General features: G+C 46.1%; 18 protein-coding genes. 14 read left to right on the top strand and 4 right to left on the bottom strand.

Features of this window, described 5'->3' with window-relative positions; all coding sequences use genetic code 11:
* Positions 1-49 precede the first annotated feature (49 nt).
* Both ABIN22_RS07460 and ABIN22_RS07465 read left to right on the top strand, forming a co-directional pair.
* The gene (locus tag ABIN22_RS07460; protein WP_346907689.1) at positions 50-535 is read left to right on the top strand and encodes a hypothetical protein; all 486 of its coding nucleotides are present in this window, start codon (positions 50-52) and stop codon (positions 533-535) included.
* Complete coding sequence (locus ABIN22_RS07465; protein WP_109732007.1) at positions 535-1,008, top strand: acyl-CoA thioesterase; 474 nt, start codon at positions 535-537, stop codon at positions 1,006-1,008. The genes ABIN22_RS07460 and ABIN22_RS07465 overlap by 1 nt, the downstream gene beginning before the upstream one ends.
* On the opposite strand, the gene ABIN22_RS07470 is transcribed toward ABIN22_RS07465, so the two are convergent.
* Complete coding sequence (locus ABIN22_RS07470; protein ID WP_109732008.1) at positions 1,005-1,286, bottom strand: hypothetical protein; 282 nt, start codon at positions 1,284-1,286, stop codon at positions 1,005-1,007. The two genes, ABIN22_RS07465 and ABIN22_RS07470, sit on opposite strands and share 4 nt — an antisense overlap.
* Entirely contained in the window at positions 1,237-1,875 is a 639-nt protein-coding gene (locus ABIN22_RS07475) for a hypothetical protein (protein ID WP_181368740.1), read from the bottom strand. Before ABIN22_RS07475 ends, ABIN22_RS07470 begins: the two co-directional genes overlap by 50 nt.
* A gap of 126 nt (positions 1,876-2,001) precedes the next feature.
* Here ABIN22_RS07475 and ABIN22_RS07480 point away from each other — a divergent pair, with 126 nt between their 5' ends.
* Positions 2,002-2,148 (top strand): hypothetical protein, encoded by a 147-nt coding sequence (locus ABIN22_RS07480; RefSeq protein ID WP_181368741.1) that lies wholly within the window; start codon positions 2,002-2,004, stop codon positions 2,146-2,148.
* 77 nt (positions 2,149-2,225) lie between these two features.
* Here ABIN22_RS07480 and ABIN22_RS07485 read toward each other — a convergent pair whose 3' ends face one another.
* On the bottom strand, positions 2,226-2,486 hold the full coding sequence (locus tag ABIN22_RS07485) for a chorion class high-cysteine HCB protein 13 (protein WP_118620668.1): 261 nt from the start codon (positions 2,484-2,486) through the stop codon (positions 2,226-2,228).
* A gap of 148 nt (positions 2,487-2,634) precedes the next feature.
* Here ABIN22_RS07485 and ABIN22_RS07490 point away from each other — a divergent pair, with 148 nt between their 5' ends.
* Positions 2,635-3,549: a S8 family peptidase gene (locus ABIN22_RS07490; RefSeq protein ID WP_109732180.1), complete on the top strand. Its 915-nt coding sequence runs from the start codon at positions 2,635-2,637 to the stop codon at positions 3,547-3,549.
* Between the two features lie 76 nt (positions 3,550-3,625).
* On the opposite strand, the gene ABIN22_RS07495 is transcribed toward ABIN22_RS07490, so the two are convergent.
* Positions 3,626-6,091: a GH39 family glycosyl hydrolase gene (locus ABIN22_RS07495; protein WP_109732010.1), complete on the bottom strand. Its 2,466-nt coding sequence runs from the start codon at positions 6,089-6,091 to the stop codon at positions 3,626-3,628.
* Positions 6,092-6,381: 290 nt separating this feature from the next.
* Here ABIN22_RS07495 and ABIN22_RS07500 point away from each other — a divergent pair, with 290 nt between their 5' ends.
* From ABIN22_RS07500 to ABIN22_RS07545, 10 genes are read left to right on the top strand one after another with little or no spacing between them, the layout of a single operon-like run.
* The gene (locus tag ABIN22_RS07500) at positions 6,382-7,464 is read left to right on the top strand and encodes a zinc-dependent alcohol dehydrogenase (protein WP_346907692.1); all 1,083 of its coding nucleotides are present in this window, start codon (positions 6,382-6,384) and stop codon (positions 7,462-7,464) included.
* Positions 7,449-8,348: a class II fructose-bisphosphate aldolase gene (locus ABIN22_RS07505; RefSeq protein WP_346907694.1), complete on the top strand. Its 900-nt coding sequence runs from the start codon at positions 7,449-7,451 to the stop codon at positions 8,346-8,348. Before ABIN22_RS07500 ends, ABIN22_RS07505 begins: the two co-directional genes overlap by 16 nt.
* The gene (locus ABIN22_RS07510; protein ID WP_346907696.1) at positions 8,335-9,543 is read left to right on the top strand and encodes a M20 metallopeptidase family protein; all 1,209 of its coding nucleotides are present in this window, start codon (positions 8,335-8,337) and stop codon (positions 9,541-9,543) included. Before ABIN22_RS07505 ends, ABIN22_RS07510 begins: the two co-directional genes overlap by 14 nt.
* Entirely contained in the window at positions 9,528-10,427 is a 900-nt protein-coding gene (locus tag ABIN22_RS07515) for an alpha/beta fold hydrolase (protein ID WP_346907698.1), read from the top strand. Before ABIN22_RS07510 ends, ABIN22_RS07515 begins: the two co-directional genes overlap by 16 nt.
* Position 10,428: 1 nt before the next feature.
* Positions 10,429-11,418: an aldo/keto reductase gene (locus tag ABIN22_RS07520; RefSeq protein WP_109732015.1), complete on the top strand. Its 990-nt coding sequence runs from the start codon at positions 10,429-10,431 to the stop codon at positions 11,416-11,418.
* Between the two features lie 13 nt (positions 11,419-11,431).
* Positions 11,432-11,860: a PTS sugar transporter subunit IIA gene (locus ABIN22_RS07525; protein ID WP_181368742.1), complete on the top strand. Its 429-nt coding sequence runs from the start codon at positions 11,432-11,434 to the stop codon at positions 11,858-11,860.
* Positions 11,861-11,879: 19 nt separating this feature from the next.
* On the top strand, positions 11,880-12,371 hold the full coding sequence (locus tag ABIN22_RS07530; protein ID WP_109732017.1) for a PTS sugar transporter subunit IIB: 492 nt from the start codon (positions 11,880-11,882) through the stop codon (positions 12,369-12,371).
* 13 nt (positions 12,372-12,384) lie between these two features.
* A complete protein-coding gene (locus ABIN22_RS07535; RefSeq protein ID WP_109732018.1) occupies positions 12,385-13,131 on the top strand; it encodes a PTS mannose/fructose/sorbose/N-acetylgalactosamine transporter subunit IIC in 747 nt (248 codons plus the stop codon).
* A 17-nt stretch (positions 13,132-13,148) separates the two neighbouring features.
* Positions 13,149-13,979: a PTS system mannose/fructose/sorbose family transporter subunit IID gene (locus ABIN22_RS07540; RefSeq protein ID WP_118620659.1), complete on the top strand. Its 831-nt coding sequence runs from the start codon at positions 13,149-13,151 to the stop codon at positions 13,977-13,979.
* A gap of 34 nt (positions 13,980-14,013) precedes the next feature.
* Positions 14,014-14,271, top strand: a complete 258-nt coding sequence (locus tag ABIN22_RS07545; RefSeq protein WP_109732020.1) for an HPr family phosphocarrier protein — start codon at positions 14,014-14,016, stop codon at positions 14,269-14,271.
* Positions 14,272-14,282 lie beyond the last annotated feature (11 nt).

A 14,282-nucleotide genomic window follows, 5' to 3' on the forward strand; every position in this document is an offset into this window, starting at 1 on the left:
AATAGAGAAGTATCATTTCATAGAGTTTCTGGCTGCCGGGGAGGTTAATATGTTTCAATCAATGAGTAAAGAAGGTCTGGCATCTAAAGGGGCAATCCTGACCGGGAACGTGGGAGAAGGACTGAGACAGTATCAGTCAGTCATACTGAAAGGCGGAAAGCAGGCGATGGAAGCATTCCTTATGCGCTGTCTGGAGGAAAACAATGACAAAGCATACGCAGATTTCTATTATGCGGTGCTTGAAAAGGAACAAAAGGAACAGTTTGAGGCCGGGCTGGATGAGAAAGAAAAGTCTGTTTTTTCAGAATTTGAGATAGACCGGGGATGGGTCTACTATCCGCTTCAAGAGGAGAACTTAGGTTTTCTGGCCGGGATTACAGCGCGAAACTGGCTGTTTTCCACATTTTACTTTACGGGACATAAAGCGGTGGTCTGGGGGAATTATAATCTGGAGTATCCTCTGTTCTGTGAGGATCTTCAGACTTTGGAATTCTATAAAAATATAGCAGCAGAATGCGGATTGGAGTTGTTGTAATGGTTGAAGAGAGAAGAGTTGCTGATTCAAGGGTGGAGACGGTGCACATGGTGCGCCCGAACCATCTGAATGCGGCAGGACGTTTGTTCGGAGGAATCCTGATGCAGTGGCTGGATGATGTGGCAGGGCTGGTGGCAAAGCGCCACACGCGTGGCAATATTATTACTGCATCGGTAGATAATCTGAGATTCATACAGGGTGCCTACCAGAAGGATGTGATCGTGATCATCGGGAAGGTGACTTACGTGGGGAACACATCTATGGAAGTCCGTGTGGATACTTATGTGGAGAACATGGACGGGATGCGCCGTCCGATCAACCGGGCCTATTTCACAATGGTTGCCCTGGATGACAATGATAAGCCGACGAGGGTTCCGCGCCTGATTCTGGAAGGGGAGGAAGAGCGCGCAGAGTGGGAGGCCGCTGAAAAGAGAAGAGAGATGCGGATTAAGAGAAAAGAAGAAGGTTTTTAACCCTTCTTCTTCATAATTGAACTGACCATATTAATAGTCTGGTCGATCTGGGCCTGTTCCTGTTTGGATTTGCCTTCTTTGAGGATTTCCAGTATCAGTGACATCTCATCCCCTGTGAAACTGATGCCTTTTTTATTGGCATTGGTGATCAGGGCAAGCATGACCGGGGCAAGGTCCCTGCCGCTTTTGCCGGAAGTCTGGGAAGCTGCCATCTGTATCAGCTCCAGCTTAACCGGGTCTATATTCTTCATTGCCGGATTGTTCATCCATTCGTTCATCTGTATCATCTCCTTTCTCGAAAAAGCTGTCTTTTGTGCCGTCAGGATCTGTGCTGTTTTCATTTGAACCCATCTCATTTGAGTTCATTTCATCCTCAAACATATGATTGTACATCTGGAACATATTCTGCTGTTCAGGAGTCAGCATCCCCATCATCATATCCATCGGATTGAATCCGCCGGATCCCCCGCCAAAGGAGGAGAACATATCTGACATGTCTCCGAAGGGACTTCCGCCCGTGTCACCCCCGCTTCCCTGAAACATCTGTACCATTTCCATTATATTCATCATATTCGAAAAAGTGTCCATCATTTCAGCTTCTTTCGGAGGCATATAGGGTTTGATTTCCTGCAGCATTTCCATAGCAGTCGGCGGAGAACTGCGGTTGAATGCCTGAGTATGTAAAGGATTTCCGGAATTCTGAAAAAATGCCATTGTTTCTTTCAATTCCAGAAATTTGATAAAGACCCCAAGGAACTGCTGATTAGAAGAAGGAGTGTAGGGAAGGATCAGCTTCAGCATATGAAGCTGCTGCGGTATTACCAGTTCATCAAAAGGTGTCATTGGTTTTGGCGGTTGTTTTTCCATAAGCACTCCTAATTATAACGTTGTAAATATATATGTTCGGAAGTATAAAAATATGAGGATTTGGAAAGACTAAAGTTAATGTTCCTACATACTATAATAGGGAATAGAAAGGGAATGGTAATTGATATGAAACGAAAATTAATCATTGACGGTAATGCAGTATATGAGATTGATGAGGACTGCATGCTCAAGAAACGTCTGAACGAGAATAAAGATACGAAGGAACAGAAAGCGAAGAACAGCCAGAACCATGAGAATCAGGCAAGGCCATAAAAGAACCCCGGCACAGGAAGCTGTACCGGGGATTTTTAGGACTTTTTAGATTAGAATGTTCTATTGCAGTGAACTAATTAGCATCCGCAGCCATTGTTGCATCCGCAACTATTTCCGCCGCCGAAACCGCCACAGCAGCAAAGCAGTAAGATGATCCACAGGCAGCTGTCATTTCCGCCGCATCCACAGTTGTTTCCGCCGCATCCGCCGCCGAAACCGCCGCCGCAGCAGCAAAGCAGGATGATGATCCACAGGCAGGAGTTCATTCCGCCGCCACAGCCACCTCCGCAGTTACTCTCACATCCACATCCACAGTTTGTAGCACTTAAATCACTCATGTTAAATCCTCCATATATGTTTGATTACAGTTCATAATATGTAGCGGGTTACAAATGTGTGAGAAAGTTTTTGAAAAAATTTTACCGGACCTGTTTGACGCGGACGCAGGACAAGATTTCTGAATACCTTATTAAAAAAGGTGTTTCTATGAAATGGGTAAAACAGACAGTAGGGTATTGGTGCCCGGATATCCTGATAAATAAATGCCTGGGACAGGGTGTGCGGGTTGCGGTCCTTGATACGGGGATTACGCTGCACCCTGATTTTGATAGAAGAATCATCGGATTTCGAGATTTCGTTCATAATAAAGAAAAGATATACGACGACGGGAAACACGGGACGCACGTTTCGGGAATTCTCGGCGGAAGCGGGAAACTTTCCTCTGGTATCTACGGGGGAATGGCCCCTCAGGCGGAAATCCTGATGGGAAAGGTACTGGACCATACGGGAAATGGCTCTGTTGATCACGTCGTTGCAGGCATAGACTGGCTGCTATCGGTCCACAGGCAGATGAAGCTGCGGATTGTGAATATCTCTGTGGGGACCCAGCCGGGACTGGATGCGGCGCAGGAGAAGCGCCTTCTGGACGCGGTGGACGCACTTTGGGACGAAGGGCTGGTTGTCGTTGTATCTGCAGGAAATTATGGCCCGAAAGAGGGAACCGTGGCGGTTCCGGGCACAAGTAAGAAGGTCATTACCGTGGGGGCGATTGAGGATCGGAGGGCAGTGGTACAGGGGAGGGGGAATACCGGAGAGTGGAATTATTCCGGGAACGGCCCGACTCAGGAATGCATTGTGAAACCGGATCTGTCGGCGCCGGGGACGAATATTCTGAGCTGCAACGGAGACTATACCAACCGGTGGCAGAAACCGTATGTGGTAAAGAGCGGGACTTCGATGGCGACTCCGGTTGTATCAGGAGCCATTGCCTGCCTTTTGTCCAAATATCCGGATATGACGAATGTGGAAGTGAAACTTAGGCTGCGGGCATCCTGCGTACAGACGGAATACGCCCGGCAGGGGTGGGGGATGCTGCAGGTGGGGAAGATGTTCGAGGCTTAAGAAGTGAAGCAGGAGCTTTTTTTAGAGTGCTGTGCCGTCCATATTCTGCTATAAGGAATGTGGACGGCGGCAGCTGTCAGGAGAGCTTTTCGATTAAAAGGAGCACTGCACCATGTACGGGAACGTCTTGTTCGATTAATAAATTTTCCTTTACCTGCTTCGTCTCGATGAATAATAGAGGGCCGTCCTTTGATTTCAAATATTTGTGAACGCTGCCGCTGATGGAATCGGGATGCCCCATGTTCATCCAGGCATCGTATACGGAACCATGCAGCCTGTCGAGGAGATAGGCTTCTGTTTTATAATTGCCAGATTCCAGATTGAGTACCAGATTCAGTTTCAGCGTCTCTCCCTTTTCATAAATATTATATCTGTCAAAGCTGGACAGCAGATCCTTATCCCCTGATAAAAAGGTCCTGCTGAAATAACAGTAATTATAGAATATAAACTGGTACTGTTCTCCTGAGCGGGTAATAATGTAGGAATCACCGCGGAAGATCTCTTTATCCCCCAATTGATTTAAAAACCACAAACCTGTATAGGCTGGCTTTTTTAACCCGGCAGAAGTGAGAAAGCCGGGACCGCCGTAAAAAGTTTCCCCTGATGGAATAAGTTCGTTCGGGTAATCCTGCATTAGGGAATAGATAATTTCATCAATCTGCCGTGGCGCGTTCAGGTGGGTATGAAGAAGATAAGAAAGCATGAAAACGGTATCCCGGCAGTAATCCTGAGGATAGTCGTTAATGTTCCACTCTGAGGCAATCAGAGGTGCTGTGCACTGATTGCGCTGCATACAATGAATGATTTTCAGTGTGGATTCATTAAAATAATTCTGACTGTCTGTGAAGTCCGCATCTGTCAAACCAGAAGGTGCATAATAATGATGATTAAGATTGAGTGGATTTGTAGGTGTGTATAAGTAGACATTCATAAAATCAAATTGAATGTGCTCTTCCCTGCAGTAAGTAAAAAAAGAATCCAGCCAATCTTCTTCATAATCCGGCAGCAGGGCGGGAGAACCAATCTGCACCTGTGGGAGTATCTGGCGTATGGTCAGATATGTTTTTTTCATGAAACGGAAAAAATCATGTGCGGTTTCAGAAGTTCTCATGGCACCTTCTGACGGAAGAGACCAGACCTGGAATTTCCAGCTGTTTACTTCCTGCCTGCCATAGCGCTCAATGCAGTGGGAACAGAAATCAGACAATATAAGGCCCCATTTTTTCCCGGAAGCCAGAATCGCATAATTCTGAGGCACAATCCCAAGCAGTTCGCGTTTTGTAGCAAAGAATCCGCAGGATGGGCCAAACACAAAGAATGGTTTCAGTGAAAGATTACATATAAAGTCTAACAATTCATCTATTTCTTCCCAGAAATAGGTGTAGGTACCGTCTTTCGATTCTCTGCAGAAAAAAATGTCGTCGGAAAAGATTCCATAGAACCTTATATACTGGAATGGAATCTCTGCGGTCAGCTCACGGATTTCATTCTGTACCTTGCGATGCAGGCATAATGAAGCACTGCCGAGAAACAGCGTGCGGTTCCAGATCTGTTTCAGGGGCCAGTCCACAGCCGTTTTCAGGTTAAAACCGATATTGACAGTTCGGATTTCCTCATCCGGCAGTGTATATGGAACCTGTTTTCCGGGTGGAAAATCCTGAATCAGATTTTCTCTTGTAACGGGCTTTATAAGATCCGGGTCAGGGGATTTTTTTGAGCTTCGGTTCTTCGTGCGGTATTCGGAAGGGCTCTGTCCGAATTCTTTCTGAAACACCCGGCTGTAAGATTTCTGGGTGTTAAATCCATTGGCAAGTGCGATGTCTATAATCCTTTCTTCTGTATTACACAGCATGTCCAGTGATTTGTGGATACGAAGTCTGTTTACATAATCCAGAAATCCGGTTCCCATGACCGTTTTAAAATATTTTGAGAGATAAGGTTTGCTTAAACTGAATTTTTCAGACAGCATGTCAAGGGTAATTGTCTCCGAATAATTTTCATTCAAATAGCTTAGTATGTTTATAATCCGGGTCCTTTTTTCATCTTTCTTAACGTACAACTCAGAAGTTTGCATGTTAATACAGGACTCGCACAATTCTATGAGAATATTAGTGATGCATGACATCGACAATAGCAGGAATGTGTCAGGTTTTTCTACCAATTGATAAAGCAGTGTATGGAGCTGGGCATAAATATTTTTATAAACGGTATGTTCTCTGTTGTTTAACGTATCCCTGTATTGAAAGGGATAATCTGTAATCCCCGGATAGAAGCGGGTAAAAGCAAGCAGGTCGATGTGTATGCATAAAATCCGGCTCTCGGATGAATAAGAGTTAATGTGATGTAGTTCCAGACTGTTTACAAAGAAAAAATCTCTCTGGTTCAGAATGTACTTCTTGTAATCCACAGAATATTCCACAGAACCTTTTAAAATAAAAACCAGTTCCAGTTCAGGATGAATGTGCTGTTCTTCCTGAGACGGGGATTTGATTTCTATCCTATAGGGAAGATTTTGGCTTGATGAAATGATCTGTAAATCCATACGGAACCTCCTCGAATTATTAGAGCTTGTCTTTGTATGACTGCATCAAAGTACATGACATACTGCATGATATTATACATCTTATCAGTTTGTCCCGGATGAAGCCGGACAATTCTTAATTTATCATGTCCTTAAAATTAACCATATTTATTTTCGAATCGTCAAACAGAATTAAAAATAGGAAGAAAATAACAGAAAAAAGGAAAATAATATAATATTTAACATATATAATGAAAACAATCAATATAAAAACAGAAAAATAAAGAAATAATTGAAAAGGAGGCTGCATAATGGAGGAAAGAATGAGGTTTGGAGTAATCACAGCTGCACATCAGGCGGAAGTGCATGAAAGGCCGCTCCCGCCTCTGGGGGATGATCAGGTTCTGCTCAGGATGGAAACATGCAATATCTGTACAACAGATTACGGTCTGTGGACCGGGGCGAGAAAAAATCAGCCAATGCCGATGGCCGGAGGACATGAAAATGCAGGGGTAATCATCAAAAAGGGGAAGAATGCGGGCAGTCATCTCAATATTGGCGACAGAGTCGGCCTGGTAGCTTATGAGAACTGCGGGCAGTGCCGGGAATGCCGGCTTGGCCATACTCTGGGCTGTACGAATATAGAGGACGACTGGGTACAGTCAGAGGACGGATACTGGGGGGATTTTGGTTTTGCTAATTATTATGTGGCGGATGCGAGAAATGTGATCAAGTTTCACTCAGATATTCCTTTTGAAGAGATTGGATTTCTGGAGAATTTGTCCACAGTTATGCATGGGATCCGTATGCTGGATATCAAACCTTTTGAAACCGTTGTGGTGATCGGTGCGGGGACGATGGGGCTCTTGAATGCAATGGCAGCAAGGGCCTATGGTGCAGAGGTTCTGGTTACTGAGGTTGACGAAAAGAAAATAGCACATGCAAAGAAAGAAGGATTTCCGGTGATTCATCCGGGGGAGGCAGGATATCAGGAGCAGATACGGGAATCTTTTAATGGCAGGGCGCTGAACTCCATTATTGTGGCGGCAGGCGTGACACCTGCGAACAGGCAGGCGCTAGAACTGGCCCAGATGGATACGAAGATTCTTTTCTTTGCAGCGGGATACCCGGCACCTGACCTCCCGGTTGGTTCGAATGAGATTCATTATAAAAGGCTGCGCCTGATGGGAACCTTCGGCGCGGAATTAAGTGATATTCAGATAGCGGCAGACCTGCTCGATTCCGGGCGTGTAAAAGTAAGTGGACTGATCGAGGCGCATTATCCTTTGGATGACATCCAGAAGGCTTATGAGGCCGCAAGTACTCCCGGGGCATACAGGGTAGCAGTTCATATGTGGAAGGATGAGGAGGAGTCATTATGTACGTTACGATGAAGGAAATAGTAGACAGGGCTTATAAAGAAGGGTACGGAGTACCGGCAGTACTGGGGGAAAATGAAACTTGCATTATTGCGGCAATCGAGGCGGCAGAAGAAACGAAGTCTCCTTTGATTTTTATTAATTTCGTGGATACAATGCCGGATCCTTTCTTCTACTGCCGGATGGTAAAAACCTATGCAGACCAGGCATCCGTACCGGTTGCACTCTGTCTGGACCACAGCCCCGATTTTGCAGATGCAGTGGCAGGAATACAGGCCGGATTTTCGGCAGTTATGATTGACCGTTCCAGACTCCCCTTTGACGAGAATGCTAAAGAAGTAAAAGAACTGGTGCGTATAGCACATTCCGTTGGCGTCACGGTAGAGGCGGAACTGGGGCATGTGGGAGACGGGGAAAATTATGAAACAGACGGAAAGACTGCATTTACAGATCCTGACGAAGCACAGCGTTTTGTGGAGGAAACGGGAATCGACTGTCTTGCTGTCGCAGTGGGAACTGCACACGGGGCATACCGTGGAACACCGAAAATCCAGTTTGACAGGCTCAGAGAGCTCCATGAGCGGTGCAGTGTACCTTTAGTCCTGCACGGCGGTTCAGGCAGCGGGGACGAGAATATCTATAAAGCCTGCCAGAACGGGATTGCGAAAGTCAACTTTGCACGAGATATCGTGCAGGCTGGCTATGATGCCCTCATGGAAGCAAAACTTGAGGGGGACAGCATGTATGATTTCTTTGATGTAATCACAAATGGAATCAAAGAAAAAGTAAAACACTTTTTTGAAATTACGGGCTGCAAAGGAAAGGCCTGGTCCCAGATCCCGGAATTCGGGGTCCAGAAGCTTGGCCTTGAAGGCGGGAAAGAGCATGAAGATAAATAACGATCCGATTAAATGGGAAAGAGCAGATGAAGATTATGTCATATCATGTTACAGGGAGCTGCACCAGATTCCGGAGACAGGACTCTTTCTTCCCCAAACAAAGGCTTACATAGAGAAAAAACTACAGGAAATGGGGCTTACACCCGTGCATTATGAGGGACACAGCAGTGTCAGTGCGAAGATTTGCGGAAGGGATGAAAGCCGGGTGATTCTGCTTCGTGCCGATATGGACGGACTTGAGATGGCAGAGGAGACGGGGCTTCCATATGCATCAGCAAATGGAAACATGCACAGCTGCGGACATGATGCCCATATGGCGATGCTGCTCGGCGCGGCCCGGATTCTTATGCGGTACAGGCAGCGGATGAAGGGATGTGTAAGACTCTTATTTCAGGCGGGGGAAGAGGAACCGGGAGGGGCTGTCCTGCTGCTTGGCCAGGGGATTCTTGAAGGGCCCGTGGAGGCTGTATTCGGACAGCATGCAGGAAACCTTGCGGGACTGCCAAAGGGGAATATCGGAGTGAAATCCGGTCCGGTGATGGCGGCAAAAGACAGTTTTTCCATTACAATTCATGGAAAAGGGTGTCACGGTGCGATGCCGGAGCAGGGAATCGATCCTGTAGTAACTGCCGCTCAGATCATTCTGGCTTTGCAGACACTAATCAGCAGGGAACGCAGAGGGACAGAACCGGCGGTGCTTACAGTTGGATCGGTACATGGTGGTGCGGCTGACAACATCATTTCCGACAGCGTGGTCATGAGAGGGGCTTTGAGGACAACAGACAGCAAATTCAGGGCGTATATGGAAGAACGGATCGTTACGATCTGCACTAAGACTGCCGAAGCAATGCGCGCAGGCTGTGACATCCATTATAGCAGAGGGTATCCGGTACTGGAAAACGATCCGGCCTGTACTACATTTTTCAGAGAACAGGCACAGCGGTTCTGGGGAAAAGAACAGGTATCGGAATTGGAAAGTGCGATACTTGCCAGTGATGATATGGCCTGTTATCTGGAACAGTGCCCCGGTGTTTACTGGTTCTATCAGACTATTGAGCCGGAAAGCCCATATGGGAATCACCATCCCGGGTTTGTAACGGATGAAACGTTATTGATGAAAGGTGCCGCCTTTCTGGCACATCTTTCAATGGAATGGTTTTTGAAGAAGGAGGATGGGAATTGTTTGCAGAAATAAACGGAGCAAGGATATTTTTTGATGTAGAAGGGAAGCAGTTTGTGCCGGAAGGCCCCGTTATGAAAGAAAAGCCGGTCTGTTTTGTCGTACACGGCGGGCCCGGCTGTGACCACGGGGATTACTGCCCGGTATTAAGCCCTCTCAGTGACTATATGCAGCTTGTTTATATCGACTACAGAGGAAATGGGAGAAGCGAAAGAACGAAAAAGGAAGAGTATACACTTGATCAGAATGTAGAGGATATCGAGGGGCTCAGAAAATACCTCGGACTTGATAAAATCTACCTTCTGGGGCAGAGTTATGGCGGTTATGTAGGGCAGGCCTATGGAATCCGTTATCCGGAAAATTTAAGCGGCCTTGTGCTGATCACTACGGCTTGTGATCATTCCGTCCACGAAAAAGGAATTGCGGAATTAGAAAAACTCGGGACGGAGGAACAAATACAGATGGGTAAAGACTATTTGTGGCACGGGACTTTTCCGAATAATGAAGAATATGACAGATATTATAAGGTTTTTATGGACCTGTACTCTTATAAAGTAAGAACCGGGGAAGTAAGCAGAGAGGAGGTCGAGGAGGAGATCCGGCGGGGAATCCCGTCCTATGAAGCGGTAAATCAATGGTTTGGCGGGGAACAGCTGACTTTTGATTTTCGGGAAGAACTTCACACGATCACCTGTCCAACATTGGTAATCGGAGGCAGGCATGACTGGGTGGCACCGGTTTCATTTACTTATGAGATTGCAGACCTGATTCCAAAAGGAAAGGCTGTCGTCATGGAAAACAGCAGTCATTCCGTGTTTACAGATGAACCGGAGGAAACATTAAAGGAGATTATATCCTTCATTTTGGACCATGAGAAGCAAAAGGAGAAGGGAGTGTAAAATGAGATATAAACATTTTAAAAATGCAGATGTCAGAGTTTCCGTACTGGGACTGGGAAGCTGGGGGAATGGAGGGGCAGATGCACAGGGAAATAACTTCTACGGAAGATTTACAGAAGAAGACTGTCTGAAGGCGATGGATGTTCTGATTGGGGAAGGCGTTAATCTGATTGATACGGCCCCGGCTTATGGCTGGGGGAGTTCGGAAAGACTGGTTGGCAGAGGGGTAAAAGGAAAGAGAGATAAAGTATTGATTTCCACGAAATGCGGCCTGCTTCCTGACCCGGAAGAGGAGTGTATTAATTCGGCATCCTATCCGTCAGTAATCCGGCAGTGCGAAGAGTCTCTGAAAAACCTGCAGACAGACTACATAGACTTCTATTTTATACATGAACCGGATCGGGAAACACCTATAGAAGAGACAATGGGGGCTCTGGAAGAATTGAGGAGACAGGGGAAAATCAGATTCACCGGCCTGTCTAATTTTACAAAAGAGGAGACGGAAGAGGCGATGAAATACGGAAGGATTGACGTGATCCAGCCATCCTTTTCCCTTTTAAACCAGACAAATAAAGAGATGATTCTGTGGGCAAAAGAACAGGGCATTGACACCATGTCATACGGGACGCTGGGCGGAGGTATCCTGTCTGGTATTTACCGGCATATTCCAGAATTTGAAGAGAATGATATCCGGAATAATTTTTATTCTCTTTACTATAGGGAGCCGGTGTTTTCAAACATTATGAAGCTACTGGAGACAATGGATGATATAGCGAAGGCCCATAACCGGCCGGTGTCGCAGGTGGCGGTCAACTGGAGCACACAGCAGCCATATATAGGGACAGCCCTGATTGGGGCGCATAATGCAGGTAAGGCAAAACGAAATTGTGAGGCTTTCGAGTGGACGCTTACGGATGATGAGATCAGTAGAATTTCTCTGGAAGCGGAAAGGCTTGGGCTGACAATGCTGGAGCCGTCCTGGGATGAATAGGAGGGAATGGACTATGGAAAGCGTTTTTGATGCAGCTAAAATAAATCAGTCCCAGCCCGGAATATTACTTTTAAGCCACGGGCCTTATGCAAAGGCTCTCTTCGAGACAATGGAGCTGATTTATTCTGAAGTAGATAATGTGGCGGCTTTCTCGCTGGAAGAAGGGGATAATGTAGAAGAGTTTTATAAAAGTTTTGTAAAGGCGATGGAAAGTTATAAAAAGGGCTGTATCTGTCTGGTAGATCTGATGGGCGGAACACCCTGCAACCAGTTGAGAAAATACTCTCTGGTACAGAAGAAAGAGGTGTATGCGGTATTGGGAATGAACCTGCCTATGCTCTTAAGTGCGGTAGAATTAAGGCAGGAGACTGATTCCCTGGCGGATATGGCGAAACAGCTCGTTCTGGACGGACAGGAGGGTATCATGAACTTTAACGAGTAAGAGGAAGGGGCGTAAAGGAATGGCAAATATAGGATTAATCAGGATAGATTACCGACTGGTGCATGGACAGGTGGTAGTCAGGTGGAGCAAGGCGGTCCATCCGGACCGGATTGTAGTCATTGATGACGTGCTCTGTAAAGATGAGATGATGATGCTTGTATATAAAATGGCGGCGCCTAAGAATTATGAATTCAGTCTTCTCGGGACCTCAGACTTTATTGAAAAATGGAAGGCAGATACATTTCAGGATGAAACCCTGCTTGTACTGTTCCAGACAGTAGAGTCCTGCTATAAAGCATTCGAAGAGGGAATGCCGATGGACAAAGTACAGCTTGGAAACTGCCCGAAGGAACCAGGAAAAACAGATGTGTGCAAATATATTTTTCTAAGTGATGCAGAGGCCGGGATGCTGGAAAAAATGAAGGAGAGCGGTGTCACGATCTGCATGCAGAATGTGCCGGATGACAGAGAACTGAAGTATTCTGTAATTGAGAAAAAGATGAAGAAGTAGGGAGGGAATCTATATGACGTTGAAGCTCGCTATTATTTCCGGCATTATATATGGTTATGCCAATACGGAAATGTTCTATGTGCCGATGAATATATTCTGGCTGTGTGGTCTTGTACATGGCCTTATATTCGGCATTGTAACCGGTGATATTTCCACTGCTATGATTCTTGGCGGACAGATTACCCTCCTGACGATCAGCCAGGTGGCATCCGGCGGGGTAGAGCCGTCGGATATCTGCCTTGCCTCATGTATTACGATTCCTTTGGCACTGATTACAGGCATGGATGTTAAAACAGCCTTGCCGCTGTGTATCGCGGTGGGACTGATCGGCAATATGAATACCCCGTTTTTCTATTCAGTAAACAACTATATGGCCCATGTTGTGGATAAATATGTCGACAGAGGGGATATCAGGGGGATCAAAAGAATGACATGGCTGACTGCAGCCATTGATTTCGTAATCTCATTCCCATTTGCATTTATCGGTGTTTATTTTGGATCTACTGTTGTCATGGCACTTGTTGAGAAGATGCCGGAGTGGATTGTGAACGGGTTAAATGTAGCCGGTGGTATACTGCCTGCAATTGGTATTATGGTAACGCTGAAGGTGATTGACCGGCCAAAGATGATTCCTGTATTCCTGATGGGATATTTCATGGTTATACTATTCGGAGTTTCTGTAATCGGGGCGGCCATTATGGGCGGCTGTGTTGTAGCGATTATGTGGAATGTGTCTGCTTTCAGAACGGAAAAGCAGTAGAGAGGGTAGGTGGAAATATGGCTGAAAATCAAGAGAAAGAATCTGTCCTGACTAAGAAAGATATCAGAAAGGCTTATAATGGATGGCACCAGTGGGCAGAAGTAGGACACTCTTACGAGAGGATGCAGGGAATCGGCATGTGCCGCTCTCAGCTTCATATACTGGAAAAATTATATAAAGATAATCCGGAGGGACTGAAAAAAGCACTGAAAAGGCAGTCGGAACTATTTAATACAGAAGGCTGTATCGGGGCAACAGTTGTAGGGGCAACCGTGTCGATGGAAGAGACTATGGTTGAACTCCCCGAGGAAGAAAAAAACTCGATCATCACCAGTCTAAAGGTTGGCCTGATGGGACCGTTCGCGGGGCTGGGGGATTCTCTGAACTGGACGGTACTGAAGCCGATATTTCTTGGGATCGGCTGTGATCTGGCGATAAAAGGGAACCCTCTGGGTGCAGTCATTGCCATCATATTTGCAGTGCTGATGTATCTCGAGGGACGATATCTGTACCAGATGGGGTACAGGATGGGAAAGAGTGCATTTACAGCGATCTTAGGCGGAAATCTGATCAGTAAACTGACTACCATTTCCAGTATTCTGGGTATGTTTATGATGGGCGCCCTGGGAGCAAGTTATGTTTCTCTGGCGACTCCGATTGAGATTGTGATCGGAAACAATGATGCCATTGTACTGCAGGAGGCACTGGATTCTATCGTAGGCGGGATTCTGCCGCTGGGCGCGCTATTTTTGATCTATTTTATTATGAAGAAAACAAACAGGTATGGACTCATCTGCCTTTCTGTTATGGCAGTCAGTGTGGTGGGTTCATTCTTCGGAATCTTTTAAGAAGCGGCACCCTGATATATGACAGGAGGAAGAGATGGAATCATTTACCTATACGATTAAATGTGAAATAGGAATTCACGCGAGGCCGGCAGCAATGCTTGTGAAACAGACCCAGTCCTATACTTCGGAAGTTATCCTGTCAGCACAGGGGAAAAGGGCCAATGCTAAAAAGCTGCTGGCAGTATTGAAGTTAGGGGTTTCAAAGGAAGTAAAAGTAACGGTAACGCTGGAAGGTCCGGATGAGGCAAAAGAGGCACAGATACTGGAACAGTATTTTCAGAAGAATTTATAGATCAACAGGAG

The sequence above is a fragment of the Faecalicatena orotica genome (assembly GCF_905197545.1).
Classification (GTDB): domain Bacteria; phylum Bacillota; class Clostridia; order Lachnospirales; family Lachnospiraceae; genus Faecalicatena_A; species Faecalicatena_A orotica.

Bases quoted from the DNA above. Each gene is read 5' to 3' on its own strand.
- ABIN22_RS07465 (WP_109732007.1), top strand. From the start codon at position 535: ATGGTTGAAGAGAGAAGAGTTGCTGATTCAAGGGTGGAGACGGTGCAC.
- ABIN22_RS07475 (WP_181368740.1), bottom strand. From the start codon at position 1,875: ATGGAAAAACAACCGCCAAAACCAATGACACCTTTTGATGAACTGGTA.
- ABIN22_RS07490 (WP_109732180.1), top strand. From the start codon at position 2,635: ATGAAATGGGTAAAACAGACAGTAGGGTATTGGTGCCCGGATATCCTG.
- ABIN22_RS07460 (WP_346907689.1), top strand. From the start codon at position 50: ATGTTTCAATCAATGAGTAAAGAAGGTCTGGCATCTAAAGGGGCAATC.
- ABIN22_RS07480 (WP_181368741.1), top strand. From the start codon at position 2,002: ATGAAACGAAAATTAATCATTGACGGTAATGCAGTATATGAGATTGAT.
- ABIN22_RS07520 (WP_109732015.1), top strand. From the start codon at position 10,429: ATGAGATATAAACATTTTAAAAATGCAGATGTCAGAGTTTCCGTACTG.
- ABIN22_RS07545 (WP_109732020.1), top strand. From the start codon at position 14,014: ATGGAATCATTTACCTATACGATTAAATGTGAAATAGGAATTCACGCG.
- ABIN22_RS07495 (WP_109732010.1), bottom strand. From the start codon at position 6,091: ATGGATTTACAGATCATTTCATCAAGCCAAAATCTTCCCTATAGGATA.
- ABIN22_RS07510 (WP_346907696.1), top strand. From the start codon at position 8,335: ATGAAGATAAATAACGATCCGATTAAATGGGAAAGAGCAGATGAAGAT.
- ABIN22_RS07505 (WP_346907694.1), top strand. From the start codon at position 7,449: ATGTACGTTACGATGAAGGAAATAGTAGACAGGGCTTATAAAGAAGGG.
- ABIN22_RS07530 (WP_109732017.1), top strand. From the start codon at position 11,880: ATGGCAAATATAGGATTAATCAGGATAGATTACCGACTGGTGCATGGA.
- ABIN22_RS07525 (WP_181368742.1), top strand. From the start codon at position 11,432: ATGGAAAGCGTTTTTGATGCAGCTAAAATAAATCAGTCCCAGCCCGGA.
- ABIN22_RS07535 (WP_109732018.1), top strand. From the start codon at position 12,385: ATGACGTTGAAGCTCGCTATTATTTCCGGCATTATATATGGTTATGCC.
- ABIN22_RS07485 (WP_118620668.1), bottom strand. From the start codon at position 2,486: ATGAGTGATTTAAGTGCTACAAACTGTGGATGTGGATGTGAGAGTAAC.
- ABIN22_RS07470 (WP_109732008.1), bottom strand. From the start codon at position 1,286: ATGAACGAATGGATGAACAATCCGGCAATGAAGAATATAGACCCGGTT.
- ABIN22_RS07540 (WP_118620659.1), top strand. From the start codon at position 13,149: ATGGCTGAAAATCAAGAGAAAGAATCTGTCCTGACTAAGAAAGATATC.
- ABIN22_RS07500 (WP_346907692.1), top strand. From the start codon at position 6,382: ATGGAGGAAAGAATGAGGTTTGGAGTAATCACAGCTGCACATCAGGCG.